The 25,421-nt window shown below is 55.1% G+C and carries 22 protein-coding genes; 15 read left to right on the top strand and 7 right to left on the bottom strand.

Going from position 1 to position 25,421, the window contains the following annotated elements:
• Positions 1-3 precede the first annotated feature (3 nt).
• Positions 4-1,413, top strand: coding sequence for a hypothetical protein (locus DFP90_RS01630; RefSeq protein WP_147300904.1), 1,410 nt, complete (start codon positions 4-6; stop codon positions 1,411-1,413).
• Positions 1,414-1,504: 91 nt separating this feature from the next.
• Here DFP90_RS01630 and DFP90_RS01625 read toward each other — a convergent pair whose 3' ends face one another.
• Positions 1,505-2,509, bottom strand: coding sequence for a hypothetical protein (locus DFP90_RS01625; protein ID WP_147300903.1), 1,005 nt, complete (start codon positions 2,507-2,509; stop codon positions 1,505-1,507).
• A gap of 334 nt (positions 2,510-2,843) precedes the next feature.
• Between DFP90_RS01625 and DFP90_RS01620 the strand changes: the two genes are divergently transcribed.
• The 10 genes from DFP90_RS01620 (at position 2,844) to mltG (ending at position 12,505) form a co-directional block, all read left to right on the top strand.
• A complete protein-coding gene (locus DFP90_RS01620) occupies positions 2,844-3,281 on the top strand; it encodes a hypothetical protein (RefSeq protein ID WP_115934665.1) in 438 nt (145 codons plus the stop codon).
• A gap of 2 nt (positions 3,282-3,283) precedes the next feature.
• Positions 3,284-4,171 (top strand): lytic transglycosylase domain-containing protein, encoded by an 888-nt coding sequence (locus tag DFP90_RS01615; protein ID WP_181905131.1) that lies wholly within the window; start codon positions 3,284-3,286, stop codon positions 4,169-4,171.
• Between the two features lie 175 nt (positions 4,172-4,346).
• Positions 4,347-5,852 carry a hypothetical protein gene (locus tag DFP90_RS01610; protein ID WP_115934663.1) on the top strand — a complete coding sequence of 502 codons (1,506 nt, stop codon included), beginning with the start codon at positions 4,347-4,349 and terminating at the stop codon, positions 5,850-5,852.
• Positions 5,849-6,403: a hypothetical protein gene (locus DFP90_RS01605; protein WP_115934662.1), complete on the top strand. Its 555-nt coding sequence runs from the start codon at positions 5,849-5,851 to the stop codon at positions 6,401-6,403. The genes DFP90_RS01610 and DFP90_RS01605 overlap by 4 nt, the downstream gene beginning before the upstream one ends.
• Positions 6,400-7,800, top strand: a complete 1,401-nt coding sequence (locus tag DFP90_RS01600; RefSeq protein ID WP_147300902.1) for a hypothetical protein — start codon at positions 6,400-6,402, stop codon at positions 7,798-7,800. Before DFP90_RS01605 ends, DFP90_RS01600 begins: the two co-directional genes overlap by 4 nt.
• A gap of 141 nt (positions 7,801-7,941) precedes the next feature.
• Entirely contained in the window at positions 7,942-8,883 is a 942-nt protein-coding gene (gene fabD, locus DFP90_RS01595; RefSeq protein ID WP_115934660.1) for an ACP S-malonyltransferase, read from the top strand.
• 37 nt (positions 8,884-8,920) lie between these two features.
• On the top strand, positions 8,921-9,658 hold the full coding sequence (fabG, locus tag DFP90_RS01590; protein ID WP_115934659.1) for a 3-oxoacyl-[acyl-carrier-protein] reductase: 738 nt from the start codon (positions 8,921-8,923) through the stop codon (positions 9,656-9,658).
• Between the two features lie 179 nt (positions 9,659-9,837).
• Positions 9,838-10,074 (top strand): acyl carrier protein, encoded by a 237-nt coding sequence (locus DFP90_RS01585; RefSeq protein WP_115934658.1) that lies wholly within the window; start codon positions 9,838-9,840, stop codon positions 10,072-10,074.
• A 162-nt stretch (positions 10,075-10,236) separates the two neighbouring features.
• Positions 10,237-11,499: a beta-ketoacyl-ACP synthase II gene (fabF, locus tag DFP90_RS01580; protein ID WP_115935480.1), complete on the top strand. Its 1,263-nt coding sequence runs from the start codon at positions 10,237-10,239 to the stop codon at positions 11,497-11,499.
• 16 nt (positions 11,500-11,515) lie between these two features.
• A complete protein-coding gene (gene mltG / locus DFP90_RS01575; protein WP_115934657.1) occupies positions 11,516-12,505 on the top strand; it encodes an endolytic transglycosylase MltG in 990 nt (329 codons plus the stop codon).
• A 2-nt stretch (positions 12,506-12,507) separates the two neighbouring features.
• Here the strand turns inward: mltG and DFP90_RS01570 are convergent, their stop codons facing one another.
• Positions 12,508-13,278, bottom strand: coding sequence for an SDR family NAD(P)-dependent oxidoreductase (locus DFP90_RS01570; protein ID WP_115934656.1), 771 nt, complete (start codon positions 13,276-13,278; stop codon positions 12,508-12,510).
• Positions 13,279-13,419: 141 nt separating this feature from the next.
• On the opposite strand from DFP90_RS01570, the gene DFP90_RS01565 reads away from it, so the two are divergent.
• Both DFP90_RS01565 and gmk read left to right on the top strand, forming a co-directional pair.
• Entirely contained in the window at positions 13,420-14,292 is an 873-nt protein-coding gene (locus DFP90_RS01565) for a YicC/YloC family endoribonuclease (protein ID WP_115934655.1), read from the top strand.
• Between the two features lie 44 nt (positions 14,293-14,336).
• On the top strand, positions 14,337-14,990 hold the full coding sequence (gene gmk, locus DFP90_RS01560) for a guanylate kinase (RefSeq protein ID WP_115934654.1): 654 nt from the start codon (positions 14,337-14,339) through the stop codon (positions 14,988-14,990).
• A gap of 3 nt (positions 14,991-14,993) precedes the next feature.
• On the opposite strand, the gene DFP90_RS01555 is transcribed toward gmk, so the two are convergent.
• Complete coding sequence (locus tag DFP90_RS01555; protein ID WP_115934653.1) at positions 14,994-15,419, bottom strand: hypothetical protein; 426 nt, start codon at positions 15,417-15,419, stop codon at positions 14,994-14,996.
• A gap of 199 nt (positions 15,420-15,618) precedes the next feature.
• Here DFP90_RS01555 and DFP90_RS01550 point away from each other — a divergent pair, with 199 nt between their 5' ends.
• On the top strand, positions 15,619-19,359 hold the full coding sequence (locus tag DFP90_RS01550) for a hybrid sensor histidine kinase/response regulator (protein WP_115934652.1): 3,741 nt from the start codon (positions 15,619-15,621) through the stop codon (positions 19,357-19,359).
• A 9-nt stretch (positions 19,360-19,368) separates the two neighbouring features.
• On the top strand, positions 19,369-20,079 hold the full coding sequence (locus DFP90_RS01545) for a response regulator (RefSeq protein ID WP_115934651.1): 711 nt from the start codon (positions 19,369-19,371) through the stop codon (positions 20,077-20,079).
• 25 nt (positions 20,080-20,104) lie between these two features.
• On the opposite strand, the gene rsmA is transcribed toward DFP90_RS01545, so the two are convergent.
• Genes rsmA through DFP90_RS01525 form a run of 4 tightly spaced genes read right to left on the bottom strand, consistent with a single transcriptional unit; the run spans position 20,105 to position 25,375 of the window.
• The gene (gene rsmA, locus DFP90_RS01540) at positions 20,105-20,956 is read right to left on the bottom strand and encodes a 16S rRNA (adenine(1518)-N(6)/adenine(1519)-N(6))-dimethyltransferase RsmA (RefSeq protein ID WP_115934650.1); all 852 of its coding nucleotides are present in this window, start codon (positions 20,954-20,956) and stop codon (positions 20,105-20,107) included.
• A 2-nt stretch (positions 20,957-20,958) separates the two neighbouring features.
• Positions 20,959-21,969 carry a 4-hydroxythreonine-4-phosphate dehydrogenase PdxA gene (gene pdxA / locus DFP90_RS01535; protein ID WP_115934649.1) on the bottom strand — a complete coding sequence of 337 codons (1,011 nt, stop codon included), beginning with the start codon at positions 21,967-21,969 and terminating at the stop codon, positions 20,959-20,961.
• Positions 21,970-21,993: 24 nt separating this feature from the next.
• Positions 21,994-23,265 carry a peptidylprolyl isomerase gene (locus tag DFP90_RS01530; RefSeq protein ID WP_281269683.1) on the bottom strand — a complete coding sequence of 424 codons (1,272 nt, stop codon included), beginning with the start codon at positions 23,263-23,265 and terminating at the stop codon, positions 21,994-21,996.
• Positions 23,266-23,299: 34 nt separating this feature from the next.
• On the bottom strand, positions 23,300-25,375 hold the full coding sequence (locus DFP90_RS01525) for an LPS-assembly protein LptD (protein WP_181905130.1): 2,076 nt from the start codon (positions 25,373-25,375) through the stop codon (positions 23,300-23,302).
• Positions 25,376-25,421: the final 46 nt, after the last annotated feature.

Below are 25,421 nucleotides of genomic sequence, written 5' to 3'. Positions count from 1 at the left end.
TTGTTGCTGAAAGCTGAAAAAAAAGAAGCGCTTCAGGCACTTTTTTCCCGGATGCCGTCCCACCGGGTCTCAGAACTGGTGACCTTGCTGGATAAAGCAAGGCAGGCCGGCGATACCGGCATACCCCATGATTTGATCATGTCCTTGCTGCGACCTTCATTACAATTCGTCAAACCGCCAAGGCGCAATACGCCACAACGGATTTTCTGTAACCCGTTTGAGGATCTGCTGACCCCGATGGATCCCCGGGTCAAGGAAAAGGCCTTGATTGCCAGGGCTTCATTGCAGCCGGTCTGGGAATGGCTGTTGCGTGCCGGTGGCGCGGATATGTCCCGGGTCTGTGCGATCTATGACAAGGTAGCTGAGCGTGGGGATAAGGAAGCGATTTGGGAAGCCCAGGTTGCAATTTGGGAAACCGCTGTTGAGGTGATTGAGGCACCGGTCGAACAGGCCTATGCAGATGCCGAGAGCGGCAAGAAACTGGCGGCAGACATCGGTGGCGTGAACCGTTTGGATGATCTGCGGGAAATGCTGCCTTTCCTACGGATCGGGGCCGAAATTGAACGGTTGAAACTGCGGCTGCCAATGAAACCGATCATGAAGCTGGACAGCAATCATGTGGGTGAGATTAAGGAGGCCTATCATAAGATTGCGGGTTCCAAGCCGGGGAATGAATCCTGGCTGGTAATCGGAATCATGCGGCGTCTCCTGCGGGATGCGGATATCCTGAAGGTGGTGCGTTCGCTTAGCCCCAAAGGCGATGACACCCTGGCCAGCATGACGGACCTCTCCCTTGTTGGCGATGTTGTGTTGCAGAATGTGGAAGCCTTCGCCGACACGATCGAAGCCGTGGCCGGGCGGCCGGGCGGCGCGCAGGAAGTGATGAAGCTGGCCCAGGAATATGTTGGCTCCTTCAAGGCGGTGACTGATAATTTGAATATCAAACGCGAAGGGGAGTGGGGCCAGCGGTTGCTGGAAACACGCAAGCGGATCAGCGGCACCATCGACAAAGTTGTTTTGCAATCGGCCAAGGAACAGGTGTTGGGGTCGCTGAAAATGCGGCGGAAAAAGATTGGCCGCACCACCACCGGAGTGGCGGATCTCAGGTCTGATATCGATCCGGCTGAATATCGTAAGGCGGAAGAAAGGGCCAAGGCAGTGCGGGAAACGGTCCGTATTGGTGAGCGGATTGGTGTCAGCAGTGCGGCCCGCGCAGTGGTCAGCAACCTGAACAAGGAATTGGACACCTATGGGGAGACCCTGCTGGATCAAATGGCCAATGTGCCGCCGGAATACCGGAAACGAGCCAAATCCTATGTGATCATGGCTGCCCATTTGAAAGAGATATTAGTCGGCCCGGATGAAGCGGATCTTTTCCGACGCCGTGCGCTGGCAAGGATCAGCGGCACATAGGGCACCTCTTGTTGGAGAGATTCCTGACAAAATAAGAAAGGCCCCTTTGATAAAGGGGCCTTTCTGTGATGGTTGGGAAGGAACGTCCGGGTCAGTTAAACCGGGAGGTTTCGTCATCCGACCGGGGTCGGTCCGGGGTCGGTACGATCTTGTCGATGATGATCCGGCCGGCCTGGACATCAATGTTGATCTGTTTGTCCACATCATAGCCCATATCGATCATCAGGATATTCAACCATTCTTCCAGTTTGCTCACCTTGGCATTGGTGACATATTCATATTTGCGGGTCACTGCGCCCTTTTCCAATAGGTCATGGGAGGAATAGCCCGGGAATTCATCAGCCATCACCCCGATGATTGAGAGTGCTTCGCGTGTGTCGAAATAATTCAATGTCACCGTGTAAGGCACCAGCATCTGGCTCTCGGCCTGGGCGGTTCCGGCGGAACCGGCATTGGCCATGCCTTCCGGCTGGTCATAGGCAACATATTCCAGTTTCTTTGCCAGGATATCCCCCAGGTTTTGGGCGATCTCTCGGGCTTTGCCACCGACAACCTCGTTAATACAGATCGAATTGCAGTCCGCAGGGGCGGCATAGGCCGCCGGGGCCAATTCAAAACTGTCGATGAAGCTGTTGCTGGCGATATCATAGATCTCGCCATCGATGCGGGTGGTCACTTTGTTGGAAAAGCTGAGGTTTTTGGACGTCGCATGAATGCGGAACAAAACCATCACCCGGCTGCGCAGATTGCCTTGGGCGGCATTGTTGGCAAGTTTTGCCGCTTCGATCAGTTCGGTTTTTGGCCGACGGTCGGTGCTTTTCCAGCCAAGATCCACGGCCATGAATTCTTCATCGACCATACGGAAACCATAGCGCTGCATGCTGCCTTTCAAACCGGCAAGAACGCGCTTGAAGATATCGCTGGATCGTTTCACGGAAGACGGGTCCGAATCCTCCCCCATCACGAGCACCGGCAAACGCGTGCTGTGTGATTGAGCGGCGGCCGTATGTGCCATGCCGGTCATTACGGTTCCAGCCAGGCCCAGCGCCGCAATCGCTGCAAGGCCATGCCTTAGTTTTTTCCCGAATACCATCATAACCTGGTTCTCCATTTTGTTTGCGCGGTTGTCACCGGCGCTGTCTATGCTGGTCACCGTAATGAAAGGCCCTGGCGGTTTTTTGCAAATGCCGGTTCAAAACCGCGATTGGTTCGATCTTTTTTCAAAGAAAACCTGATGGCCAATAGAAGTATATTTCCCGAATAAATTCAATGATATCATATGTGCAGCAGGGATCATATCCCCCTATCGGTCCAAAGGTTTTTCAGATTCTCTTGGGATTGGGCCCGGGAAAAGTCGCTTCCCCCTTCCATAGCGTTTTTCACCGGCGGACAAGCCTGCCGTTTTAATGACAAGTCAAGCGGTGAAGAGAATGGATCACGGACATCACAGCTATTCGGCCGACAGTGCCATGACAGAGATCGCATTAGCCCTGGCCATGGGGTTTTTCTCCATCATGGTGCTGACCATGGTTTCCATGGGCGCTGGCAGCGGTCAGGAAAAAGCTGCGGCGCAGGCTGTCATGTCTGTGGAATTGGCCCCCGCCAAACCCGACGCATCGGAAAATAGCGGCAAGGCCGAACCTGCCGCGGAAGACATCATCGTTATCTATCACGAAGGCAGTTTCTTCGATGCGGATCTTAAGGATCTGGATCCAATGGACCTGCCGCCGGATGGCCGGGTGATTCTGGCCATGCCGCCCAGTCTGCCCATGGTGGAGGCGCTGGAAATCCGGTCTCGGTTCAACCGCGACAATTTGATTGTTTCCACCCTGGATGCCCGGTGGATGGAAGCCCTTGGAAGGAAATGACCATGACAAAACGCATGACTGAGCTTTTCTTATCGCGATTCCTGTTTGCAATATTCGTATCCTTCACGGTCTTTGCCACCACGCTTGGCATTCTTGTGGCGACATCGGGCAGCAGCTTTGCCACCCGCCAGGATCAGGGGTACAGCCGTGAGACCATCCAGCGGATGGTGGTTGAAGAAGCCAGGAAAAACGGAGTGGTTCCGCCGGCGCTGGCCCTGGCGGTAGCCAAGGTTGAATCCGATTTTCAGGCCCATGTGGAAAGCCACGCCGGAGCGAGAGGTGTGATGCAGATTATGCCTGCAACGGCGCGGGGGGAATTTGGTGTCGCACCAAAGCGTTTATGGAACCCGAGGCTAAATATCCAGCTGGGCATCGCGTTTCTTGAAAAACTCTATCGGCAATATGGCAACCGCTGGGACCTGGCCCTGTCGCATTATAATGGCGGCACGCTGAAAGGCGGCAAGGGGGCTCGTGCCCGCGCCCATGGCTATACCCGGAAATATGTGGCGGATGTGACCCGTCATTGGCGTCGCTTCACCCGCTCTCGTGTTGTGTTGGCCGCGACCGAGGCCTCGCGAGACTATGCCAAACAGAAACAAAAGCTGACGCATGCCCCGGTTGATCCGGACGCCTATTGGCTGCTGGAAGAGGACGGTGTGGAAAAGGGCTGGCGCGACTATCTGGCTGAAGCGGACCGGATCCTGGAAGGTAAGGATCTTGTCGGCGAAGCGGTCACAAGCCAGCAGACAAGTATGCAGGAACCGTCTGTTCCGGCATGGTATGAAGCCATGGGCGAGGATCCGGAACCGGAGTTGCGCAGCCGCTTTCGCCAGAGCCTTAGTCGCTCCGAAAACCGCTTGAAGGCAAAAGGCAGCGCCCGTTTCATGTGATCAACTGTCAGATTTAACCTTCCTTCCCCTTATCCCCGGCTTTCACCCAAGGCCGGGGATATTCGCGTTTTCAGGGCTTGCGCCGCGGCTGGTTGATGCAATAATCAGGTTCTAAAGAGTTGGCTGATCAGCGCGTTAGCCGGTTTTATCGGTGACAAGACGGACCTGGGTGATTATGTCGGATTCTCCTGCTGAATTTTTTCTGCTCCAGGCGGGTAAAAGCCCGGTGCTGGAACAGATTTTTCATGCCATCGCGGATCAGGATTTCGACGGCAGGCCGCGTTTCCGGGAAAAAGAATGTATGGAACTGGGGCGCGTGATCGCCTGCCGAATCTATGCCAAGCCCATGCTGGAACTTTTGCATCTGGTGCGGGCTGCGGCCTTGATGGACCGAAAAGGGGCTTTTGAGACTCTGTTCTGGGAAGTTATTCCGGCGACGCCCACCAATTTCCGCGATGTGATCTGCGCCAAAGCGTCGTCTGGACGTGTGGCGCAGGAATATGTCAGCGTGCGCACCGACGGGATCACATTGCACTATCCGGGGGCCGAAGATTTTTCGATAAAATTTGGCCGTATGCCATTTCTGGCCATTTTGATGGATTTTCTGGTAAATGCGTTGGGCTATGTGGAATGCGCCGAGGTTTTCCAGCCTGTGCTATCACCGGATTGTAGCCAGAAGGCGGTCTCTGACGGGGCAAAGGAAATGGCGCGCCTGGTCTATCGTTTCCTGGAAGATCATCTGCCCACTGTGCAAAACCAGAAGAAATTCCGACAGATCGTAACTTTCCTCGAGGAACAGTACGGTCCATCCTTTGACGGTTCTGAAATTGATGACGCCTGTTTGCTAGCCTTCTGGCGGGAATATTCCCATCTGCCGGGCGAGGAGAGCGGGAATTTCACGGCCTTTCCTACTGTGTTCGATGGATTTGTGCGTTTCGTTCAGTCGCTCGATCATGGCAAGATGCTTCAGGCGGCTGGGCGTGCAGGCGTGATTGGCAATGATCGGGAAATGGGCGAGATCGATCCGGATTCAGCCCACCAGCTCAGCGATTTTGTCGTCGATGAGGCAATGGATCCCCTGGAACGCCTGATGGAACCGCCGCTCGACCGGATCAAATTCCTGAACAAGCGGGAAACGGAAACATTATCCTACCTATTGCCCCGCCTGGAAGAGGTCCGGCGATGGCGGATATCCTATATGCGTGCCGAGGTGTTCGGCCGCGGCCAGGCCCGGATTTCTCAAGCGCTGCGCAACAAGATGCTGGCGGATGAGTTCATGTCGCTTTTGGAAAACGCGGCGGTGGAGAATTATCAGGATCGGCTGTCGGCCATGGAAAAGGTCGCGGGGTATCTGGATAAACTGATGCTGGCGGCGCTTTATGTGGTCGGGCGCGCCCAGGAACGGGACAATGAAACCAGCACGATTGATTTTGCCGTTATGGGAAAAGCCCGCAAGGCCTTTCATAGCATTTCCCGACAGGGATTCCAGGAAGAGCTTCTGGATGAACCGGAAACCGCAGAGGCGTTTGAACAGGCTGCGGATTGTCTGGCCCCGGTCAATGGCAGGTTCCAATCGATCCTGGAATTGCTGCAAGACAGCGAGGACTGGGGTAAGATCTATGAAATGGACCGGCCGTTATTTGCGAACCAGTTCAGACGTATTTATGGAGAGTCGGCATGACGACATCCTGGAACGGGAAAACCGTTGAAGAAAAACAGGCCGCAGAGCGCCTTTTTGACGCACTCAGCAATATGGACCAGATCAGCCGGGCAATACACCGCTCTGATGCAGTCCCCGCAATAGGGTTTGCCCAGATTTATGCTTTTGCCAATGATCCGCATGCGCTGATGACACCGGAAATCAGCCGGGCCTTGAAAGAAAGCGCGCGTTTGCGACGGGATCTGGATGCCCTGATGTCGCGGACCGCGATTTATCAGTTTCCGCGTGTTGCCGCCGCCAGCAGCGGTATGGTGGATCAGCGTGAGGGCGAAGGCTTTACCCTGCGCCTCAAAGCATCGCGCAGCGGGCAGAATCAACTCTATATCATTCTTGAGCTGGGGGATTATACCCAGCAGGAACCGGGGGCTCTTGTGCTGAAGGATGCGGAGGGGCTCTATCTGAAACAGCCGCTGCCGGCACCGGTGAATGGCAGAATTCAGTTGATAGAGGAAGAAGGGTCGGATCTGGTCCGTGCGCTCAGGGATGTGAAAACGGAGCTCTATCTCCAGTGATGAAGCTGCGCATCTATATTGCGACAACAAACGGCCCCTCCGAAATCCAGAGCCTCGTAGAGGAAGATCCTGATATTTCGTCGGTGGTCTGCCTGAACGGTACCACCCAGTCCCTGCCGATTACCCCCGGTTATGATGCCTTTGTCCGCAAGCCGACGGGGGTGATCGAACGGATGACAGGCCACAGGGTTTACCGGCTGGATGTTTCCGATCCCATCACCAATGGCGAAAGCTGGCAGCTGGGGGTATATCTGGCCCATGCGTTGGCGGCAGAGGGGCGCCTGGCGCAGCGAGGGGAACCGGCCAACGGGGTTCTTTTTGTTACCGGTGCTGTCAATGCGCGCGACCTTGGGGTGGAGAAGGTCGGCCATATGGTAGAAAAACTGGATCATACCGGCCAGTTGATGATGGAAACGGCCGGTGAAGGCCTGCCCTTGACCATCTTTTTACCGAAAGCGGACCTGGATCAGGCGTTGATTGGCAAACTGCCGCCGAATGTGGATGTGTTTGCCATTGAAAATGTGTCCGAGGCCCTGGATGCCCTGCAGATGGGCGTGCCGGAAAAGACTGCCGCACCTGATAGGGAAGAGGTGCAGACATCACCCATGCCAAGTTCTGTGGATCATTCCGAAGAGGAAAAGGCAACAGAACCACCTGCTGACACAACCTCGCCATCGAGCAGTATTACCCGGTACCGGGTTTTGCTGGGACTTGGATTGATTCTCATCTTTTCGTTGGCTGCCTTTGGTTATCGCCTTTGGGATGAAGGGCCGCGGCAATGGCAGGAAATGGCGGAAAAAGGGCAGATTGAGCGCTTGGAGGCTGCGCTGAATGATCATGCCTGGCCATGGCTTGCGGAAACATATCGTGAAAAGCTGCAGCGGTCGCCGCAGGCTGTGTCGCTGGCGCTCAGCGTTCGTGGCCTACGTCCCGCCGATGGTAAAAGCTGTGCGGGCATGCGGTTTCGCAACACTTCCCTTAAGGCGGAAACCCTTAAGGTCCAGGGGGAGAACAACCTGCGTTTGACCCGCCCGGACCGATTGTGCCGTCTGGAATTTGAATTGACCAATCGGTCGGGCGCAACCCGGCAGATCTGGTCCAGCGTGATCCCTCAGATGAGTAATTCCCGCTTCCGGGATAAACAGGAAACCATGCAGCTTTTCACCGGCGAGTTGGAAAGCGGCGAATCCGTCGTGTTGCCGATCCGTCTGCCGTTGTTCCGCAGTGGGGATCTCAATTACACCGTGACCGCGCTGTCTTTCGATCAGCCGTCTGAAGAAATCTCCAGCCAGTTTTATGCCATGGTTGAGAATCCGGGCGGGACCGATGAAGTCTTTGAAAAATACAGATCTTATGGCCTGACAATGATCCGCCGTGAGATCCCGGTCACGCCATGAACGGAATATGCCATTCTGTTGGCCCAGGGCTGCCCGGCCTTGACTTAGCGGTATGGTCGACTATCAACTCGACGAATCTTTCCGAGGTGCTATCCTGCATCCCGGATCCACACATAGATTAATATCGGAGAGGTCAATCATATGGCACGCGCTTTTGTGTTTCCCGGACAGGGGTCCCAGGCGATTGGAATGGGCAAGGAACTGGCCGAAGCATACGCAACCGCCCGTGAGGTGTTCCAGGAAGTGGATGAGGCGCTGGAACAGAATCTGTTCCGTCTGATGACCGAAGGCGACGCGGACGAGTTGACCTTAACCGAAAATGCGCAGCCCGCCCTGATGGCGGTTTCTCTGGCGACCGCGCGTGTGTTGGAATCAGAGGGCGGTAAATCGCTGTCCGATATGGCCAGCCTTGTTGCAGGTCATTCGCTTGGTGAATATTCCGCGCTGGCGGCGGCCCGTGCCCTCAGCCTGGCCGATGCAGCCCGCCTTTTGAAATTGCGCGGCAAAAGCATGCAGGCGGCCGTGCCGGTGGGCGAGGGGGCCATGGCGGCTTTGTTGGGGCTGGACCTTGCTGATGCCGAAGCGGTTGCCGCCGAGGCGGCTCAGGGCGAAGTTTGCACAGCAGCCAACGACAATGCGCCGGGCCAGGTGGTGATTTCAGGTGCCCGGGCGGCGGTGGAGCGTGCTGTTGAACTGGCGAAGGCAAAGGGGGCCAAACGTGCCGTCCTGTTGCCGGTATCCGCACCGTTTCATTGCGCGCTGATGCAGCCGGCTGCTGATGCGATGGCGGATGCGCTGGCAAAAGCGGAGATCAATGCGCCCTCGCTGCCGCTGGTGGCCAATGTGGTTGCTGAGAAAATTGTCGATCCGGTACGGATCCGCGAACTTCTGGTGGAACAGGTATGCGGCCGGGTGCGCTGGCGTGAATCCGTCCTTTATATGAAGTCCCAGGATGTGGATACCCTGGTTGAGGTTGGGACGGGTAAGGTGCTGTCCGGGCTGGTGCGTCGTATCGACCGTGACATGAGTGGTGTGGCCGTCAATACCCCCGCCGACGTTGAGAGCTTCCTCGGAAGCCTGTAAGCCAATAATAGAATCCAGAGAAACAAAGGGAATAGACATGTTTGATCTGAGCGGGAAATGCGCGCTTGTTACCGGGGCGTCCGGGGATATCGGGAACGCCATTGCCAAAGCGCTGCACGCGCGGGGGGCGACTGTCGCCCTGTCCGGCACCCGGACCGAGCCGCTGGAAAAATTGAAAGCAGAACTGGGTGAGCGCGCTTTCGTGACCCCGGCGAACCTGAGCGACATGGATAGCTGCGTACAACTGATCAAAGATGCCGAGGCGGCTATGGGCCAGATCGATATTCTGGTCAATAATGCGGGCCTGACCCGGGATGGCCTGGCCATGCGCATGAAGGAAGAAGACTGGGACACCGTGATCAATGTGAACCTGAAGGCTGCTTTTAAACTGTCCCAGGCGGTCTTGCGCGGCATGATGAAACGCAAAACCGGGCGAATCATCGGCATCACCTCCATCGTCGGTGTGACCGGTAACCCCGGCCAGGCCAACTATTGCGCCTCCAAGGCTGGCATGATCGGGATGAGCAAATCACTGGCCCAGGAAGTGGCCAGCCGCGGTATCACCGTGAATTGCGTGGCCCCTGGTTTCATCGCCACGGCCATGACCGATGTATTGGACGATGCCCAGCATGAGAAGCTGAACGCCTCTATTCCTGCGGGCCGTATGGGGTCTGTCGATGATATTGCCGGGGCGGTCGTTTATCTTGCTTCCGACGAAGCGTCCTATATGACCGGCCAGACCCTGCATGTGAATGGCGGGATGGCCATGATCTAATTCTGATACATAGTCTTGCCACCGGCTGGGAGAGCATGCTAGTTGGCTCTGGCCAGCCGGGGTGAACTATGTTAGGAAACCTCGCCTCCGTGGTTCCGTGCTGAATTTTCGCGCGAAAACGGAGCAAAAGTTCTGAACCTTGGGATTGTGCCCAAAGAAATTGACAAAGGATTTTGAAAATGAGCGACGTTGCGGATCGCGTTAAAAAGATCGTTATCGATCACCTGGGTGTTGACGAAGCCAAAGTAACCGAAACCGCCAGCTTCATTGACGATCTGGGCGCAGACAGCCTGGACACCGTTGAACTGGTCATGGCCTTCGAAGAAGAGTTTGGCTGTGAAATCCCGGACGACGCGGCTGAGAAAATCCAGACCGTGAAGAACGCTATCGATTTCATCGAAGCGAACCAGGGCTAATCCTGCCGGTTTTTTTGTGAAAGGCGCGCGGTCGGTTGACGATTCGCGCGCCTTTCGCTTTTATACCCAATGATTCTGAGCGCGTTTTGGCTGACGCCGCAGAAAATGCGTGAATCATATAATCAAATTGCCATCGTTCAACAGGCTGAGAAGATCATTTCCATGAAGCGTGTCGTTGTTACTGGTCTTGGCATTGTTTCCCCGCTGGGGAACGGCATTGACCATGTTTGGAACCGTCTGACCAATGCCCATTCCGGCATTGTGCCCATCACCCATATTGATGTCTCCGATCTGCCGGCCCGGATTGCCGGTATGGTCCCGCGGGGCGATGGTTCTGATGGAACCCTCAATATCGATGATTATGTCGATAAGAAGGACCAGAAGAAGATGGATACCTTCATCACTTATGCGATGGCGGCCGGTATCCAGGCTGTTGAGGATTCCGGCTGGAAGCCGGAAACGGAAGAGGATCAGGACGAAACCGGTGTCATGATCGGTTCCGGCATTGGCGGTCTGCCGGGCATTTCGGAAGGCACGCTGACCCTGAAGGATCGCGGACCCCGCCGTTTGAGCCCGTTTTTCATCCCGGCCAATTTGATCAACCTGGCCAGTGGCTTCCTGTCGATTAAATACGGTTTCCGCGGCCCCAACCATTCCGTGGTCACCGCCTGTGCAACCGGTACCCATGCTATTGGTGATGCGGCCCGCATGGTGGCGCTGGGCGATGCCAAGGTCATGGTGGCCGGTGGTGCCGAAGCCGCGGTCTGCCGCATTGGCATGGCCGGATTTGCCGCTGCGCGTGCACTGTCCACCGGCTATAACGATACACCGGAAAAAGCGTCCCGCCCATGGGACAAGGACCGCGACGGCTTTGTCATGGGCGAGGGTGCCGGTGTGGTTGTCCTGGAAGAATATGAGCATGCCAAAGCCCGTGGCGCCAAGATTTATGGCGAGGTTCTGGGCTATGGCATGAGCGGTGACGCGCATCATGTGACAGCGCCTGCCGAAGACGGCAATGGCGGTTTCCGCGCCATGCGGGCTGCCCTGCGCAGTGCCAAGATTGACGCGGATAAGATCGATTATGTGAACGCCCATGGCACCTCGACCCCGCTGGGCGACGAGATTGAGCTGGGCGCGGTTAAACGCCTGTTTGGTGATCATGCCCATAAGCTGGCCATGTCTTCCACCAAATCGGCGGTCGGCCATCTGTTGGGTGCCGCTGGTGCCATCGAGGCGATCTTCAGCATCAAGGCCATTGAAACCGGTATTCTGCCGCCGACCTTGAACCTGGATAACCCGTCCGACAGCTGTGATTTGAACTTGGTGGCCCATGAGGCTCAGGAACGTTCTGTGAATTACGCGTTGTCCAATTCCTTCGGCTTTGGCGGCACCAATGCCAGCCTGGTCATGGGGAAGGTTTCCTGAAGGAGTTGATCCGGGGATGAAAAAAGCCCTGATTGCCTTATCTGTTTTGATTGTCGCCGCCGTGCTCACTGCCGGCGGCGCAATCATGTGGGCGCAGGAACAATTTGTGAAACCGGGGCCCCTGATCACGGATACCACGGTGGTGGTGAAACGGGGGCAGGGCGTGCGCCAGATTGCCAGAAGCCTGCAGCAGGCGGGGGTCATCGAATATGACTGGCTGTTTGCCGGGATGGTACGCTTACGTGAGCAGCATCTGACATTGGCGGCTGGGGAATACCGGTTTGAAGCGGGGATCAGCCCCGCCGAAGCATTGGATAAGATCCAGCGCCAGGAGGTGGTGGTCCGTTCCATCACCATTCCCGAAGGCCTGACCAGTCTGGAAGTGGTGGCGCTTATCGAGGAAATGGATGGCTTGTCCGGCCAGGTGACGGGGCCTGTCCCGGCAGAGGGCAGCCTGCTCCCCGAAACCTACCATTTCACCCTGAATGACGATCGCATGGGGCTGGTGGCCCGCATGCAAAAGGCGATGGATCAGGCCAGGCAGGATTTGTGGGCTGGCCGACAGGCGGGCCTGCCGGTCAAAACCTGGCATGAGGCGGTGATCCTGGCCTCAATCGTCGAAAAAGAAACCGGCCTGGCCGCCGAGCGCCCGCATGTGGCGTCGGTTTTTGTGAACCGGTTGAATAAGGGGATGCGGCTTCAGTCCGATCCGACCGTGCGGTATGCGCTGACCGACGGCAAGAAGCCGCTTGGCCGCGCGCTTACCCGCCAGGATTGGAAGTTGGTCCATCCCTATAACACTTATGTGATCCCGGGATTGCCGCCCGGCGCTATCGCCAATCCCGGGCTGGCATCCATCAAGGCCGTGTTGAACCCGTTGCAGACCAAAGACCTCTATTTCGTGGCGGACGGCAGTGGCGGTCATGCTTTTGCCCGCACATTGAAAGAACATAACCGCAATGTGGCGCGCTGGCGAAAATTCAAAAAGCAGCAGCAGGGGAACTAGGTTCACTCCTTGGCGGGCAGGCCGCTGAGCAGCGGCACCGCCAGGCGGCCCGGCAAAATCCTGAAAATCCAACTGACGAAGCGGGTCGGCCAGGGGAAGGCGATCACGGCACGGTTCACGCTAAGCCCCTTTTTGATCAGGATTGCTGCCCGGTCGGCCTTCATCAGGAAGGGCATGGGGAAACGGTTGGCATCGGTGATGCGGGATACTACAAAACCGGGGCAGATTACATTGACGGCGATGCCATCGCGTTTCAGCGCGCCTCTTAAGGCCTCGCCATAGGCTTTCACCGCAGCCTTGGAGGCAGAATAGGCCGGCGCGCCGGGCAGGCCCCGATACCCGGCCAGAGAACTGACAATGGCGATCTGGCCGCGTTGGCGGAGTTTGTACAGTTCGATTGCCGGATAGATACTGTTCAGCACACCATTGAAATTAATATCAAAAATCTGGCGGGCCTGCGCTTCGGTTTCCCCCGATTTGTCTTTGCCGGCCACACCACCCGAGATACCGGCATTAGCGATTACCAGATCAAGGGGGCTAAGCGAATCGCTTTCCCGGATCCAGGCCTCCATGGCGGCACGATCGGTGACATCCAGCGACTTTGGGTGCACATCCGCGCCCCTGTCCAGACAGTCTGCAACCGTTTCCTGCAATCGTTCAAGATTACGGCCGGACAGAAACAAAATGACGCCGGGTGCGGCATAGGCCTGCGCGAGTGCGCGCCCGATGCCGCTTGAGGCACCGGTGATCAAGATGGATTTCGGTGGTTTCACGGGCGGGGCCACTCCATTCGCAGGTGAATTGCCGGTTGTTGTCCGCATTGGGCTTCGTTATACAAACACACAGGATATTGATGTATGTATAGTGCGTTCTACCAGTCGTTTGACAGCACTGTTTTAACAAGAGGGCCTGATATGACCATTGCCAGCATGACCGGCTTTGCCCGATCCGAAGGCCATGATGACCAGTATAGCTGGGCCTGGGAAGTGCGCAGTGTCAACGGCAAGGGCCTGGATATGCGCCTACGCATGCCGCCCGGCTGGGAACGGCTGGATCCCAAGGTACGCCATGCCATCCAATCCTATTTCAAGCGCGGTTCGCTTAATATCGGGTTGACTCTGCGCTCTTCCGAAAATCAGTCCTCGATGCGGGTCAATAATGAGCTTCTCGATCAATTGACCACTTTGTGCCGCAAAATGGGTGATACGCCCAAGATTGACCAGCTCTTGGCGGTGCGCGGCGTGGTCGAGCAAAGTGATGATCGGGATGATGCGGTCAGTGACGAAGCCCGGGTCAATGCCATCCTGTCCTGCCTGGATCATACATTGAAGGCGTTGCATGCCGCCAGACTGGAAGAAGGCGCGCAGACGGCTCAGATCCTGAATGAACGGCTTGATGAAATTGAAGCCCTGGTGAATGAGGCCGAAAAGCTGGCGGTGACCCAGCCGGAAGCGCTTAAGAATCGCATCAAGAACCAAGTTGCCCTGCTGTTAGAGGCAAGTCCGGCACTGCCGGAGGAAAAACTGGCGCAAGAAGCGGCCCTTTTGGCGGTGAAGGCGGATGTCCGGGAAGAACTGGACCGGCTAAAAGGCCACGTACAAGCGGCCCGCAGCCATCTTGGTAAGGGCGGTGCAATTGGCCGGAAACTTGAATTTCTGTGCCAGGAATTTAACCGGGAAGCCAATACGCTTTGTTCGAAATCTGCGGATCTGGAACTGACCCGGATCGGCCTGGCGCTGAAATCCAGCATTGATCAGCTGCGCGAGCAGATTGCCAATATTGAATAATTGCCCCTTGTGAGGGCCAGTGAGTTATAAGCAGGAAGAAGATTATGTCGGGTGATAAAGTGGATCCGTTCAACATCAAACGCCGGGGGCTGATGCTGGTTTTGTCGTCGCCGTCAGGTGCTGGCAAATCCACGATAGCCCGGGAAATCCTGGCGACCGATCCCAATATCACGCTTTCCGTTTCCGCCACCACCCGGCCCAAACGCCCGGGTGAAGTGGCCGGGCTGGACTATCATTTTGTCGATACCTCAGAATTTAACCTGATGGTGAACCGGGGCGAGATGCTGGAACATGCCAAGGTTTTCGACAATTATTACGGCACCCCGCGCAAGCCGGTGATGGATGCCCTGGCCGGCGGCCGGGATGTTCTGTTTGACATTGACTGGCAGGGCACCCAGCAATTGGCGGAAGAGGCCAAGGATGATCTGGTGCGTATCTTCATCCTGCCACCTTCGACCAAGGAATTGGAAGAACGGTTGAAACGGCGTGCGCAGGACCCGGCGGATGTGGTCGCGAAACGCATGGCCAAAGCGGCCGATGAAATGAGCCATTATCCGGAATATGACTGGGTGATCGTCAACAATGACGTCAATGAGAGTGTGCATCAGGTGCGCTCGATCCTGACGTCCGAACGTCTGCGTCGCAGCCGCCAGCTTGGGCTGGGCGAATTTGTCAAACATTTGCGCGACGGCCAGTAATATCTAGTCCGGAAGGTTGGAAAAGGCACCTGCTATGACGGTGCCAATACCGACAACGAACATGCCAAACGAGATTTCTGTCACCCTTTGGCAGCATTTTGTCCAACAACGGCCTGCGGTTATTCCCTCATTCTGATATTTCATGGACGTATGGTATCTCAGATAGGGGATGATGCCCGCAAACGCGGCACCGGCGGCCATGAAGGCCATTCCAATCACAACCCAGGCCGATAAACCGGTCATCGATTGTTTGACCCAGATTGCCTGCAGAAAAGCCAGCAGGGTGACGGTTCCACCGCCGTTGAGGGTCAGCAATGCCTTGACCGCACCGTCATACATCGCATCCCGCCGTAGGGCATGTTCCCAGGCCTTTTCCTTTTTCCGGGCTTCTTCACCCTCGCTGCCGCTAGAGGCCTCTTCTATGGTCATTTGTCTACTCCATATAGTCGATTTCCGTATTCTGATACTACCATGATGGATGAATGAGCGGGAGTATCGGCTATGACGCAATGAATTTGGGCCAAGTGTAAATCATTGATATTCGAATAGGATTTGGGGCATAGTTACCAAGGGGTGAGGCAGGAGCCGCCGCTTTTGTCGGTGGTCAAGACTGTGACTGTAGGTGTGAATGGATTCTCTTCATGACCTGTTGGACGTAACCCCCCATGCGGCGTGCCTTGTTTCCGCATCGGGCGTGCTGGAGCGGTTGAACAGCCCGGCCCGTCACCTCTTTGCCATCTCCTCGGATCAGGTCAAATTGTCTCTGGCTGAAATTTTGGTCAAGCCGGAGCAAATGACGGTTTTGCTCAAGGGATTCGCGGGGGCGAAGGGGCAGAGCGAGATTGTCATTCCCATGCGCTCTGTCAAAGGCCGTGAATTCCGGTGCCGATTGACGGCGACAAAGGGAAACGGGATTGGAAAAGATAGCCTTCTGCTCTGGTTTGACGAGCAGCCAGGCAAGGATAAGACAGCTCAGGCGTTTCAGGAGATATTCACCCAATCTGACCAGCCTCAGCTGATTGTCTCCCGGGCGGACGGACGGATCCTTAGGGCCAATGATGCGGCCAAGGTATATTTTAGCCTGTCCGGTTCCCGCAGCAAACCTGACCGGATTGAGGATTATCTGAATCCGGATGACTGGAACAGCCTGATCGGGATCATCGATCATGATGGCAGTCTGTCTCAGTTTCGCGCTGGGTTGATCGATGGAAAAGATGACAGCCATCAATCCCTTCTGACGGCGCGTGCCCTGTCTTTTCATGATATTGCCTGCGTTGCGATCTGTTTTCTCCCGCAAGATAAAGGGGATGCCGGTGTCAGCGCTGCATTGAGCGAGATTCTCGACAGTGCACCGATGCCAACACTGGTTTGCGACCCGCTCAATGGTGCAATCCTCTCCATGAGCGGTGATTTATTGCATCTGCTTAAAATCGCTGATTTTTCACCGGGTAACGGACTGATGTTGCAACAGCTCCTGGTCGGTGGCGATCCACTGCAATTGCTGCAAAAAGTGGTGGCATCGGGCAGCCAGCATGACATCGATACGCTCTGGCGGCGCAATGACCATGGTCAATGCCGGGCTAAGGTCAGCGCGACGCCGTTTGAAGGCAGGAGCGGAACCAGAGTCATGATGGCGCTTACCGTTCAGGAAGGCCAGGATGGCACCGCCTACGAAGATTTCTTTGATAGCGCGCCGATGCCCATGTTGCTGGCATCCCGTCTGGATGGCCAGGTGAAACGGTTGAATAACCGGGCGATGGAACTGTTCGACCCCAGCGCAACCCTCTCAACCAAGACCGTTCGGTTGCGGGAATATATCGGCAGTAAACCGGCTAGGCATGTTCTCGACCGGATTAAATCGCACGGTTATGTGGGGGAGTTTGAAGCCCAGTTAATCACGGTTTATGACGAACAGATCGATTGCCTGCTGAACGGTCGCCAGGTTCTGGTCAACGGCCAGCTAATGGCGCTGATCTATATTTCGGATATCACCCAGCAAAAAGCCGCGGAAAATACCCTGAAGCGGTTCTTTGAGGCAGCCCCCATGCCTATGATGTCGGTGCGGGTGGAGAACCGTCAGGTCTTGCAGCTCAACAAGCGTGCCTCCGAGCTGTTCCTGTCACAGGACGACCTGGAGGGGTCGGAAACCTTCCTGGGGCAGTTTTTTGGTGATGAAAATGCCCTGCAATTGATGGAGAAGGTTAAGTCCGGTGGTTTTGTCGATGATCTGGAATTGAATTTCACATCTGTTTATGGCGAATCCATGTGGGTGCTGATTTCGATCCAGCTGTTGCATATGGAGGATGAGGATATCGTCCTGATCGGCATGAATGATATCACCGTGCGCAAGGAGGTGGAGCAAGCGCTCAGCGAAGCGAAGGAAGAAGCGGAAAACGCCACCAATCAGAAATCAAGTTTCCTGTCGACCATGAGCCATGAGATCCGCACCCCCATGAATGGCATGCTGGGCATGATCGGCCTGATGCAGTTGATGGAACTGGATGATGAACAACAGGAAGCCCTTGATATTATTTCTGATTCGGCCAAGTCCCTGCTCACGATCATTGATGATATTCTCGACTTCTCCAAGATTGAAGCCGGAAAGCTGGAGCTTGAATCCATTGCCACCGATCCGGAAAATGTGGTGGAAGGGGCGCTGGATATCATGGCCGGCAAGGCCCGTGAAAAAGGCGTTGAACTGGTGGCCTTCATCGCTACGGATGTGCCGCGCCAGATCACAGGCGATCCGGTGCGTCTCCGACAGGTGATATTGAACCTTGTTTCCAACGCGGTGAAATTCACGGCCAAAGGTATCATCATCACGCGACTATCTCGGCTATCCGGCAATGATGAGGGAGACGCCGACCGATTGCGGTTTGAAGTGATTGATCAGGGAATCGGGATCACGGAGAAAAAACAGAAACATTTGTTCCAGCCCTTTATTCAGGCGGAATCTTCAACTGCCCGCGAATTTGGCGGCAGTGGGCTTGGGCTTTCTATCTGCCGGGCTCTGGTGGAACTGATGGGAGGCCAGATCGGTGTTGTCAGCCGGGAGGGGGAAGGGGCAACCTTCTGGTTTGATGTGCCTTTGGACGGCAGCGAGGAGCCAGCCCGAATAAGTGATCCAATCCTGGAAGGGTTGAAGGTGCTGTTGATCCAGCAGCATGAAAAAGCCCAACTGGTTCTGGCTGGCCAGATGGAAGCAGCGGGTGCGGCTGTTGTCGGGGGGGGCGCCGGTGAGGATATTGACGGCCTGGTCCGGGATCTCGACGGCCAGGGGCCGTTTGACGTTGCAGTGATCGATTATGAGAATCATGGACCGGACGGCTGTGAGATCGCAGTCAGGCTGTCAGAGGCGGGACAGGTGAGCCGGGACCGGGTGATCATCACGGTGCCCAGCAGTCGGGAAGCAGTCACACAGCGGATCAAGGATGAACGTTTCGCTGTCCGGTTGATGAAGCCGATCCGGCGTCAGAAAATTTTGAATTCCGTGGCCGAAGTGGCGGGCCGGGTGCTGGTGACGGAGACCCGGCAGGTGGAAACGCCGAAAGTGGAGCCGCCGACCCGTGAAGAAGCCATTCGGCAAGGCGGGCTGATACTGCTGGTCGATGATAACGAGGTTAACCGGCTGGTGATCGGCAAACAGCTGACCCATCTGGGATATGCGTTTGATACGGCTGTGAATGGCGTCGATGCTTTGGAAAAGGTGGGCGAGACCCGTTATGGCTTGATATTGACGGATATCCGCATGCCACAGATGGACGGCTATGAGCTGGCCCGTCAGATCCGCGCCCAAGAAAAAGAAACAGGTACGGCGCGAATGCCGATGCTGGCGCTTACCGCCAATGCCATGGCGGAAGAAGAAGAACGCTGTTTGACGGCGGGCCTGGATGTGTATTTGTCCAAGCCATTGAAATTACAAAAATTGTCAGAAAATTTGGGCATCTGGTTACAGCGGCCGACCCCGGACACTGAAAAGCCATCATCGCAGGAGCGCGCAGAGACCCTTCCTGATGGTAAAGGAGGTTTTGTTGATCTGGCTGTTCTTTCCGAGATTTTGGGCTTGGAGGATGAGGCGGAACTGGTGTCCATCCTTGAATATTTTGCGGAATTGCTGCCGGGATTAATGAATACATTGTCAGAAGCTTTGAGTGCCCGAGATCGTGAAGCCATAAGGGATGCAGCCCATGCGGCCAAAGGAGCCTGTCGGAATGCCGGTGCGTCACGACTGGCGGAAATCCTTGAACAGATTGAGAAAGGAGCGCCGGATTTGGGAGAAGAAAGACTTGATGCCTTGTGGCAGGATGCTCAAAATGATGCGGAAGGTACATTGGCGCAGATCCGTCAGATGGCTGAAGACAGCAAATGAAGGTGGTGAATGTCTAAGATTATTAAAGGTAAAGTTGTCGTAGCCGATGATGAGATGTTTTCTCAATCGATCATTGTGCGCCAGGTCAAGGAAATCGGAGCAGAATTAATCCTGCGGGCGGCCGATGGTCGTGAATGTGTGCAACTCCTTGAAAATGATTTCAATAACGAGGTGTCACTGATCTTGCTCGACATCAATATGCCCAAGATGAACGGCCTCCAGGTGCTGAAAATGGTCCGGACCGGCGCGATCGAATGCGAGCGAGATATTCCTGTCATAATGCTGACCGGAAACACGGACCGGGAACTGGTGAGTGCCGCCATGGCTTTGGATGCGGATTCCTTTCTTGCCAAGCCGGTTTCAAAAGCATCCCTGGCTAACCGGATCCATGCTTTGTCGGAAGAGATGCGGACGATTAAGCCGGCGGATGATTATCTGTCGGTGGATATTGGTTCCGCGCTTAGGTTGAAAACCGGAAACAAAGAGGACAAACCGGTTACCGGCAAGGTCATCAAGGATGATGAAAGTGTGAAAAAGGGACGGCGTTATCCGCGCTCGGATGTGCCAATCGGCAGCATTGTCTCGGAACCGATTTATACCTCCACCGGCCAGGTACTGATCGGTGAGGGTGTGGTGATCAATGCCCGTTTGAAACGGAAGTTGGAAGAGCTGGCTACCGTTGGTGAAAATATCGGTTTCATTTGGGTCGAAGAAGACTAAGCGAGAGAGTATTTCTCCGAGACGGTCAGGATTGGTCTTTGCGCATTTCCCGATACAGCTTGGCGATGGTGGCAAATTCTTCAACAGAGAGATTTTCTGCTCGATCGGTGGCTGTGATGCCAGCCGCATCGATCAAAGCATCTGTATCGACACCCAGGCCCTTCAGGGATCGGCGCAGCATCTTGCGGCGCTGACCAAAAGCCGCGGCTGTTACCGCTTCCAAATCTTCAAGCATGCAATCAAATCGTGGTGTTTCCAACGGTCGTAGGGTCACGACAGCGGATTCCACCTTCGGCGGCGGCGTGAAGGCGCGAGGCGGTAGAACCATTTCCATCTTAGTGTCACAGCGCCAGTTGGCCAGGACGGCGAGCCTTGAATAAGCACTATCACCTGGCACCGCGACGATCCTTTCCGCCACTTCTTTTTGGAACATCAAGGTCATGGATGTGATTTCGGATGCCTGTTTGAGCCAGCCAACGAGTAACGGGGTCGCCACATTATAGGGAAGGTTGGCGACGATACGTCTGGGGGCGTCTCCAAGTTTGGTGACGTCCACGGTCAGTGCATCGCCCTCAAACATGGTGAGCCTGCCGCCGGAAGCAGCACTGATTTGATCAAGAATGGGACGGCAGCGGGGGTCTTTTTCGATGGCAACAACATTTGCTGCACCTTCCATCAGCAAAGCCCTCGTCAGACCGCCGGGACCGGGACCGACCTCGATGACTGTACCATGGCGGATATCGCCTGCGCGGCGGGCAATCTTGCAGGTTAGATTTAGGTCCAGCAGGAAATTTTGCCCCAGCTTTTTTTGGGCGTTCAACCCATGTTCGGCGATGATTTCACGCAGCGGAGGAAGGTTTGCAACAGAATCCGACATGGTTATTTCCCGTTGCGCTGTGCCGCCATGCTGGCAGCTTGCTTCAAGGCATTGAAAAAACTGGTGGGATTGGCATTCCCACTGCCGGCGAGGCCCAGGGCGGTGCCGTGGTCCGGCGATGTCCGGATAAAGGGCAAGCCGATCGTTATATTCGTCCCGCCGTGGAAATCCAGGGTCTTGATCGGTATTAGCGCCTGGTCATGATACATGCACAAGGCGACGTCATATTGCGCGCGGGCTTCTTCATGGAACATGGTGTCGGCTGAGAGCGGGCCGATGCACTCAATGCCCTCGGAGCGCAACTCTTCCATTGCCGGGCCAATGATCTTTAATTCCTCATCTCCCATACTGCCATCTTCACCAGCATGAGGATTGAGCCCGGCAAAGGCCAGCCGTGGTTGGGGAATGCCGAAATCCTGTTTCAGTCCGGCATGAGTGATGCGTGCGGTTTCCAATATGAGATCCCGGGTCAGGATTTCCGTGGCACGGCGCAAGGAAACATGAACCGTGATCGGGACCACCCGTAATTGATCACAGGCCAACATCATCACTGAACGGTGGGCGGCACCGGCCAATTCGGCGAGGAACTCGGTGTGGCCGGGATGACGGAAGCCGGCTTCATACAGCACTGATTTATGGATCGGATTGGTCACCACGGCCGAGGCATCGCCCTTGATGACAAAATCCACTGCCATTTCTATGGAGGAAAGCACTTTGGCCGCGTTCGCCACATTCAAAATGCCAGGCTCGACCGTTTCGGGGAGAGATAAAGGCAGGACTGGCAGAGCCTTGTCGAACAAGGCCGCGGCCTCGCCAGGGGCTGAAATCTCAGCGATTGGAACCGTCCATCTAAGGGTATTGGCAAGGCTGCGCAGGCGATCCGGGCAATCCAGGCAGAAAAATTGCGGCAAACCGGCCATTTCTCTATCCTGCCAGGCTCGAAGCGTCAGCTCCCCTCCGATTCCTGCCGGTTCCCCCATGGTGACTGCAAGTGGTGAGGGAGGATGGGTCATCTCCAGATCCCCGATCAGTAGCCGTTACAAACGCACATCAATGAACGCGCTATGGCGAAGGTCACGCAGATACTGGCGTGCTAATAATTCCAACCGTGCCTGTGTCAATTGTTCCCGAATATCGCGGCGGCTGGGCAGATTGGATTTAGCTTCCTGCTTGCGGCAGAGTGTAAAAATCATTGCAGCTTTTGACAGGGCCACGGGCTCTGATGTTTGACCAATTTCGAGATCGGCAACAACTTTTTGAATATTTCCGGCAAGATTGGATACCTTGACCATGCCTGTTCGGGAACTGGAAGCCCCTTCCAGAGTTTTCGCGGCTGCAGGAGAGGCGTCGCAACTGTCGATTTTATCGCGCAACCCATTTAGCTGGGCCAGGATTGTGTCGCGGGCTCCTTGGTCTTGGTTTAGAGGCAGGCTAATCTGTGCCAACTCAATGCTGGCATCTTTCTCTTCCCCGCCAAGACGCCGTTCGCCGGTGACTTTCAAAAGATACATGCCTGTGAGAGTCTCAATGGGACGGGAGACTTCACCTGCTTTGAGGTTTGCCACGGCTTGCTGCAACTCGTCTGGCAATTCGGAGGGAAGGACCCAACCTTTATCTCCCCCCAAAGCCGCAGTCTGGGCCTGGGAGAAGTTCCGAGCGATTTCCGTGAAATTTGCACCTGCCGCGAGCTGGTTGCGGATCCGTTCAATCTCCTCCTTTACCTGGCTTTCATCATCTGGCGTATCCATGGAGAGATAGATTTCAAACACACGTTTCTGGATCAGTTCAGATTTGCTCTCCAGAACGGCGAGCTGTTCGTCGATCTCTTCCTCGCCAACATTGACCCTGCGCCGCATGGTACGCCCGATTAACTTGTTCCAGATTATTTGTGCGCGTATCTGGGATTTCAATGTTTCCGGATCAATGCGGCTCGCCTGAAAGAACTTCATCAAAGAGCCGGGGGTCATGCCATTGTTTTTTTCAATATAGCTGATCTGTTCGTCGATTTCTTTTTCCCGAACCTGGATGTTTTTTTCTTCCCCGGCCTGCCGTTTCAAACTTTCGTCGATCATGACCTTAAGAACTTCGCGGGCGAGCCTCTGCCTGGTGGCGGGAGTATCCTGCATCTGCGAGGATTGAATGGTCATTCTGATCCGCGACTCAAGGTCGTAATAGGAGATGATTTCGTCATTGACGACGGCGACTATTTTCAGCGATTGCGCCCGTGCGGTGTTCAGTATGGCCAAGCTTGACAATGCCATGGTCGCCAACAAAAGGAATGATGAAATTGCGCGTGTTTTTTTTGTCATCATAGAAAAACGATACCAGCAATATAGGGGCAAATCAGATGGTAACTTCGCCCAGGGTTTTAAACGTCAATCGGAAGAAGAGTGTATCATTCGCATTCACGTCGGTTTGGTGCACAAACGAGCGTGTAAAAGAACTGTCGAAAATGAAACATTCATCTTCATATTTGATTCCAAAGCCGCTGTTGATAGAGCCACCATCTGTATTGTCCTGCAGATTACGTTTGCCGAACAGCCGGCCAGACCATTCATCGTCAAACTTGGCCCTTGCCGATGCTTGGATTTCTTGAATCTCAGAGCTTGAAGCGGAGGCCTTTTCAATATCCGTGTAGGTCAGAGTGAAACCAAATGCGTCGGTGCCACCGGAGAGGCTCACTTCGTTCCTCGTGGTGTTGAAATCGCTTTCATCCATGGCAAAACGATAATTCAGCTGTGCATATTTATGGGGCGAAATGTTGATCCAGCCAAAATAGTCCGAAGCGCCATTTTGCAATCCGGTCTCGGCTTCCAACGCGTTATTGTCGGTCAGGCGATAGCTTTGGCCCAGAAAAAACTCCACATGATCGGTGGCATTGAAATAGTGACCGGCCTTGACGCCATAGGCAACACGACTGCCGGTTTCCATACGGTCACGTCCGGCAATCCGATCCATACTGAACAGATTGGTATCATCTTCTTCGACGACGGTACTGTCGTCATTGTTAATATTCGAACTGTTGCCGCCATTTGGTGCAATGAAGACACCGGCGACAGGTTCGATCATTTGATGACCGAGATCTTCCAGCGGACGATAGAAAGGATATTGCCACTCCGCTGCCAATTGGGGGACAAGCCTGCCGGTGACACCATCCTCTTCGGTTTGGCCCAGGGAATTGGTTGACGTTGAATGATCGACGAAATAGAGATCGCTGTTCAATTTTGCCGATAAGGTCGTGATATAACCGAGGCTTGAGGCAATCGGCAAAGAATAGCCAATGTCGAAGGAAAGCCGTATGTTATCGCTTTCGTCTCTCTCGCTCAGGCCCCTGAAGCCTGCGGTCGCATCCCAACGGCCACCATATCTATCCGCTTCCCCAAACCCGGTATATTCGAGGTTAGGGAAAATGACTGGAGTGGGCGCGGTAGAATCATCCCGAAGGTCTTGGAAGTCATATACACTTGCCGCCATGTAATTGCGCTGGCGGAACCCTTCGATAAATGCACTGGAAGTCAGTGAATTTCCGGGATTTTCAAAGAAGTTGAACTTCGAGAGATAGGTTTTGTCAAAGGTGCGTTCAATATCGAATCCCCATCTATACGTATCATCGATATCGAACCGGCCAGTGCCAAAAATATGTCCGCGTACCCGGTCTTCCTTGGTGTAGGTATCATTTTCATCGCCGGCCTTTCGGTCCGCTACCACGACACTGCCGGACAGTTCCATTTCACCATTGTCAAAAGCCTGACGATATTCAGCCGCGATAATAGGGCTGGTATCTGTGGTGATGATAGGATCAAAAGTAATGTCTTTATCGTCAGACAACGCCCAGAAATAGGGGGTCCGGACAAAGGTTCCGACGGCACTGGAGGTTGTGCCGAAAGACGGGGCAAGGAAACCACTTTTCCGTCTCACACTGGGATCCGGATGCGTCAGATAGGGGGTATAAACCACCGGCACGCCGAAAAACTCCAACGTGGCATCATGATACTCGACTGTCTTGGCTTCCTGGTCATGAATGATGCGGTCTGCCTTGACCTGCCAAAGCGGTGCTTCGTCCGGTGTGTCCTTGCAGACGTCACAAGGGGAATAGACACCTTTGCTCATGATAGAAACCGTGCCGCCGACCCGGCGGGCGCCATTGGCGGCGATTCTGGCATTGTCGTCCATCAAGATGCGGATCTCGCGGATCGCGCCATCCCGCATCTGGTCATGAAGTTCCAGATATTCCGCGAAGATAACCTCTCCGCTGGGTTCGAGGATCTTGATATTGCCGGATGCCGTGACCGTATCTGTCTTTTGGTTGTAGCTCAGTGTATCAGCGAGAAGAAAACGCTCTCCCTGCGCGATTTCGACACCACCGGTGGCGACAATGATTCCCAGTTCTTCATCGTGATTGATCTGCCCTGCACGCAAGACAACCGGTTCATTACCGTCCGAACCCAAAGTTTGAGGGAACGCG

This window comes from Aestuariispira insulae, assembly GCF_003385955.1.
Classification (GTDB): domain Bacteria; phylum Pseudomonadota; class Alphaproteobacteria; order UBA8366; family Aestuariispiraceae; genus Aestuariispira; species Aestuariispira insulae.
Note: the sequence above shows the minus strand (reverse complement) of the source record. Positions and strands in the feature narration are given on the sequence as shown.

Coding starts and splice junctions, on each gene's coding strand:
- DFP90_RS01625 (WP_147300903.1), bottom strand. CDS start 2,509: ATGATGGTATTCGGGAAAAAACTAAGGCATGGCCTTGCAGCGATTGCG.
- DFP90_RS01620 (WP_115934665.1), top strand. CDS start 2,844: ATGGATCACGGACATCACAGCTATTCGGCCGACAGTGCCATGACAGAG.
- DFP90_RS01615 (WP_181905131.1), top strand. CDS start 3,284: ATGACAAAACGCATGACTGAGCTTTTCTTATCGCGATTCCTGTTTGCA.
- DFP90_RS01610 (WP_115934663.1), top strand. CDS start 4,347: ATGTCGGATTCTCCTGCTGAATTTTTTCTGCTCCAGGCGGGTAAAAGC.
- DFP90_RS01605 (WP_115934662.1), top strand. CDS start 5,849: ATGACGACATCCTGGAACGGGAAAACCGTTGAAGAAAAACAGGCCGCA.
- fabD (WP_115934660.1), top strand. CDS start 7,942: ATGGCACGCGCTTTTGTGTTTCCCGGACAGGGGTCCCAGGCGATTGGA.
- fabG (WP_115934659.1), top strand. CDS start 8,921: ATGTTTGATCTGAGCGGGAAATGCGCGCTTGTTACCGGGGCGTCCGGG.
- DFP90_RS01585 (WP_115934658.1), top strand. CDS start 9,838: ATGAGCGACGTTGCGGATCGCGTTAAAAAGATCGTTATCGATCACCTG.
- fabF (WP_115935480.1), top strand. CDS start 10,237: ATGAAGCGTGTCGTTGTTACTGGTCTTGGCATTGTTTCCCCGCTGGGG.
- mltG (WP_115934657.1), top strand. CDS start 11,516: ATGAAAAAAGCCCTGATTGCCTTATCTGTTTTGATTGTCGCCGCCGTG.
- DFP90_RS01565 (WP_115934655.1), top strand. CDS start 13,420: ATGACCATTGCCAGCATGACCGGCTTTGCCCGATCCGAAGGCCATGAT.
- gmk (WP_115934654.1), top strand. CDS start 14,337: ATGTCGGGTGATAAAGTGGATCCGTTCAACATCAAACGCCGGGGGCTG.
- DFP90_RS01555 (WP_115934653.1), bottom strand. CDS start 15,419: ATGACCATAGAAGAGGCCTCTAGCGGCAGCGAGGGTGAAGAAGCCCGG.
- DFP90_RS01550 (WP_115934652.1), top strand. CDS start 15,619: ATGGATTCTCTTCATGACCTGTTGGACGTAACCCCCCATGCGGCGTGC.
- DFP90_RS01545 (WP_115934651.1), top strand. CDS start 19,369: ATGTCTAAGATTATTAAAGGTAAAGTTGTCGTAGCCGATGATGAGATG.
- rsmA (WP_115934650.1), bottom strand. CDS start 20,956: ATGTCGGATTCTGTTGCAAACCTTCCTCCGCTGCGTGAAATCATCGCC.
- pdxA (WP_115934649.1), bottom strand. CDS start 21,969: ATGACCCATCCTCCCTCACCACTTGCAGTCACCATGGGGGAACCGGCA.
- DFP90_RS01530 (WP_281269683.1), bottom strand. CDS start 23,265: ATGACAAAAAAAACACGCGCAATTTCATCATTCCTTTTGTTGGCGACC.